This window comes from Streptomyces sp. NPDC020983, from assembly GCF_044333485.1.
Taxonomy (GTDB): Bacteria; Actinomycetota; Actinomycetes; order Streptomycetales; family Streptomycetaceae; genus Actinacidiphila.
In genome coordinates this window covers 242,146-246,381 of the sequence record NZ_JBIRRA010000013.1, presented here as the reverse complement: position 1 = coordinate 246,381, position 4,236 = coordinate 242,146, and the positions used below count along the sequence as shown (strand labels likewise).

The 4,236-nt window shown below is 76.6% G+C and carries 3 protein-coding genes; 1 reads left to right on the top strand and 2 read right to left on the bottom strand.

What is annotated here, in order from left to right; genetic code table 11:
• On the bottom strand, positions 1 to 1,424 hold a 1,424-nt coding region (locus ACH4SE_RS27645; protein ID WP_398546191.1), incomplete at its 3' end, for a hypothetical protein.
• 160 nt (positions 1,425 to 1,584) lie between these two features.
• Here ACH4SE_RS27645 and ACH4SE_RS27640 point away from each other — a divergent pair.
• Complete coding sequence (locus ACH4SE_RS27640; RefSeq protein WP_398546190.1) at positions 1,585 to 1,899, top strand: NIPSNAP family protein; 315 nt, start codon at positions 1,585 to 1,587, stop codon at positions 1,897 to 1,899.
• Positions 1,900 to 2,072: 173 nt separating this feature from the next.
• On the opposite strand, the gene ACH4SE_RS27635 is transcribed toward ACH4SE_RS27640, so the two are convergent.
• Positions 2,073 to 3,386 carry a hypothetical protein gene (locus ACH4SE_RS27635; RefSeq protein ID WP_398546189.1) on the bottom strand — a complete coding sequence of 438 codons (1,314 nt, stop codon included), beginning with the start codon at positions 3,384 to 3,386 and terminating at the stop codon, positions 2,073 to 2,075.
• Positions 3,387 to 4,236 lie beyond the last annotated feature (850 nt).

The window sequence follows — 4,236 nt, the reverse complement described above, 5'->3', positions numbered from 1 at the left end:
AAGCCGCCCGTGGTCGCCCGGCCGCTCAGCGGCAGCGCCACGTCCAGCATGTCCGGGTCGATCAGCAGCCGCTCCGGCCGCGGCAGGCGCCGCGCGATCTCGGCGTCCAGCGCGTCCGCCACCTGCTCGCGCGCCGCGGCCGGTACGGGCCGGCGGACGTCGGAGGTGGACCACGCGGCCCCTCGGCGGTTGACGAAGACGCGCGTGGCCGACGCCGGCCGCCCGAGGAAGTGCTCGCGGACCGCCAGAAGCACCCTTCCGGACGCGCCCTGAGCGGCCCGGGACGCGGCGGCGATCACCGCGTCCCGATCGGCCTGCGTGGTGCAGTCGCGCAGGAGACGGTCCAGCGCCCGCAGCACCCGGCCCGGCGCCGCGCCCAGCACCCGCAGCGCGTCCGCCAGTTCGCCCTGCGCGAGCAGCTGCTCCACGCGACTGTCGAGGGTGGGGGCCGCCGACTCGCCACGGGCGACCGCGAACACCCGGGCCGCATGCGGCCACCGCGGGTACTCGTGCGGGTGCAGCCGCTCGCCGAGCCGCTTGAACTCCTCGCGGTGCGCGTGCACATCGGCGAGCTTGGCCGGGGCCGCCGCGACCACGGCGTCCAGTCCCGCCAGCAGAGCCCGCCGCACCGGCCGGCCCAGCGCGCGAAAGCGCGTCGGCTCCACCAGGCCCGCGTCGCCGCCGCTCAACACCGCCGCCAGCCGCAGCACATCGGTCACGGTGTCCAGCAGCAGATCCCCGCCCGCGGCGAGCCTGGCCCGGTTGACGACCGCCCGGTTCTCGCGCACGGGGATGTGCTCAGGCTGCGCCCCGGCAACGCAGTGCCCGGCCAGCACCGCCAGATCCCGCAGGCCCTCCTCGCCGAGCGGCGTGCTGCTCCCGGCCAGGGCCAGGTACAGCGCCCGCACCTCCTCCTCCAGCGGGCCGCCCAGGTGGAGCACCGTCACCCGGTCCCCGGCCGCGGCCACCAGCTCGGCGTGCGCCGCGAGCATGTCCTCGTACGTGTGCTGGTACCGGCCGTACGCCGGGAGCGTCAGCAGGTCGACGACCCCGTCGCTCAGCTGGTCGAGGGTGGCAGGGCGTGTCGCCTCGTCCATGAGCGCCCCGGCGATGCAGGACCACCAGAACTCGACGGTGTCCGGCACGTTCGCGGGGAAGTCGACGAAGTACGTGTTGTGCCGCACGTGCGCGCCGACCAGCTCGCGCACCGCGGCCAGCGTGCGGGCCCCGGCGTGAGCGGCCAGCGGCTCGGGAAGGCCCGCCAGGTGCCGGCGCGCCTCGGCCGACAGCGTGAACCCGGCCGACACCAGCGCGGCATCGAGCTGCCTGACCACCGGCACGGCGAGCCCGGACGGCCCGGAACCCGCGGGCGCGGGAATGCGGAGGGTGTGCCGTACGACCATGCGTTCGAGTTCCTGGATCACGCGGTCATGCTGACAGCAACCCCACGGCGGCGCACGCGGATTCCCCGGGAACAGCAAGGCCCCCGGACCGGGACCTCTCCCGGAACCGCGCGGCCCCGTGCGGTCGCCTGCCGCCGTTCGTCCCCGGCGCCCGTGGTACGCGTGGCGTTAGCCTGGAGCCATGATCACCTGTGTTGTCGAGTACGTGATCGACCCGGCGAAGACCGAGGCGTTCGAACGGTTCGGGCGCCGCTGGATGGAGCTGGTCGACCGGCACGGCGGGACACACCACGGCTACTTCCTGCCCGCGGAAGGCGCCAGCGACAAGGCCCTCGCCCTGTTCAGCTTCCCCAGCCTCGCCGCCTACGAGGAGTACCGCGCACTCTTCGGCACGGACCCGGAATTCCTCGACGCCGACCGCATCAGGGACGAGAGCGGCTGCGTACTCCGCTACGAGCGCACCTTCATGCGTCCCCTCCTCCCCGGCCCCGCCTAGGGCGTGTCCGCAAAGTCCCGCCTGGCAGACGGCGCCTGGCACGCACGCTCGCTACGTTGTCGGGCTCGTCCGAGTAGGACCACTACGAGGACGACCCTCCGCCTTGCGATCGCACGCACCAGACACCGTCTGCCCCGCCCTCCGGGCGGACGACGGGACTTTGCGGACACGCCCTAGGCGGCCGGAGGGCCGCCGAAGGTGGCGGGGGCCACCTGTTCGTTGAGGGCGCCCGACGTGGCGCCGAACGCGCCGTGCGGGGCGCGGAGGAGGCCGCCGAGACCGGCGGGGGAGAGGAGGGCGTGGGCGGTGACGTCGTCGAGGGCGAGACGCTGGGCCTCGCGGGCGAGGCGATCCGCCTCGGACGGGACGCCGGAACGCTCGGCGGCAGCCAGGTGCGTACGCGCGGCGCAGCCGACGGCCCCGCGGTGCGTGGAGACCAGGTCCCGCGCGGCCGCGACCTCGCTGCGGGCGGCGAACGCCACGTGCGGCCCGTCCCCGGCCCGCCGCAGCTCGGCGAGCGGGTCGTAGGGCCCGGCGGCGGGCCGCCCCGCGCCGAGCAGGCGGTCGGCCTCCCGCAGCTCCGCCGCACGGCGGTCGGCGGCCTCGGCGAGCGTGGCCGCCTGGCCGAGCGCGCCCTCGGCCAGGCGGACGAACACCGCCGCCCGTCCGTGGTCGGTACCGACCGCCGCGCGGGCGAGGTCCAGCCGCCCGTGGGCGAAGTCCAGGAGGGCGCGTGCCTGCGCGGGGTGCCCGGCGACCGGGGCGAGCGCGTCCGCGCCGTACACCGCGCCGAGCGGCGCCATCTCGTGCTCCGCGGCGGCGATCCGGCCGGGCAGCGCCGTGGCCCGGGCCTCGGCCTGCTCCAGCAGCTCGCGGACGTCGGCCTCCAGCGCGCGCAGCCGGTCGAAGGCCGCCGCCTCCGCGTCGAGGCGGCGGTTGGCCTGCGTGCAGTGGGAAAGGAGCTCGTCCAGCAGCTGCCGCCGGGCCACCTCGTCGGGCACGCCGTCATCGAGCTGTGCGCGCAACCGGAAGGCGGCGGCCAGCTCGTCCCGGGCGTAGTCCACGGCCTCCACGAACGGCTTCACGGCCGGGGCCCCGGCCTGTGCCGCCGCGAAGCCGACGTCCTCGTGGCTGGTCCGCACGGCGTCGTCGGTGGCGACGAGCTGGCGGCTCGCCTGCGCGTCGAGTTCCGGCAGCGGGGTGGGACGCGGGCCGTACCGCCGGGGGCGCCCCCGCCCGCCGGAGCCCGCACCCGCCGCCCGCGGGGCGGTACGGGCTGCCGCCGACGTACTCCTGCGGCGCACCGCGACCAGGGCGACCAGCGCGACCGCGGCGACCGCCACCACCGGGATCCACAGGTCGGCGGAGCCGTTGTCCGAGCCGGCCGACGCTCCCGCGGGGGACGGGCACACCACCGCGACCGCGAACGCGGCGAGGACGAGCAGCGCGCCGCGGGTCGCGCGCCGCCCCAGAGCTCGCCGCCTCATGCGCATCGCGCCTTTCGCCGCCGCCACACCACCGCGGGTGGCTGTTCTGGGAGGCTATGCGCGGATCCGGCGTCCCGCGACTTCTGACCCGCGCCCGCCCCCGCGACGGCGGGCGGTGCCCACCCGGGGTGGGCTCGCGGCTGCCCACCGCCGGGGGTGCTTCGGACGGTGCCCGCCCGGGGTGCGTGGGCGGCTGCCCCGCCGCGGGGCCGCTTCGGGCGGTGCCCGGTTGCCGTGCGTGGGCGGGTGCCCCGCCGTGGGGGTTTCCCGCGCCTGGCGGCGCGGGGTGTTCCCACCCCCACCACCCGTGCGGGACAGATGTCGACTGACGGTCCACCTGTGGGGGGTGCATCGCCGTCGGGGGCGAACCGCAGTCCTTGGACAACCTTCACCCCCACCGGCAGGCAGCCGCCATGTCGGCCCGGGAGGGGGACGATCCGGGGGTGCCCCCGCAGGAATGCGCACCTACTCCCTCACCGGACACGGGGGAGGTCAGACGCGCATTCCGAGGAGGTACCCCCGGAGTGGCACCCGACCCCACCCCCCGAGCAAGGGCGCGATGCCCCGCCGGATGACCCCAGGGGCGCGAGGAACTGCGCGAACAGCCCCCACCGGGGGAAAGGCGAACCGCCACCGCAAGTGGCGCCCCCAGGGGCGCGAGGAACTGCGCGACCAGCCCCCACCGGCGGAAAGGCGAACCGCCCGCCGCAAGCCGCACCCCCTCAGGGGCGCGGGGAACTGCGCGAACAGCGCCCACCGGGGGAAAGGCGAACCGCCACCGCAAGTGGCGCCCCCAGGGGCGCGAGGAACTGCGCGACCAGCCCCCACCGGCGGAAAGGCGAACCGCCCG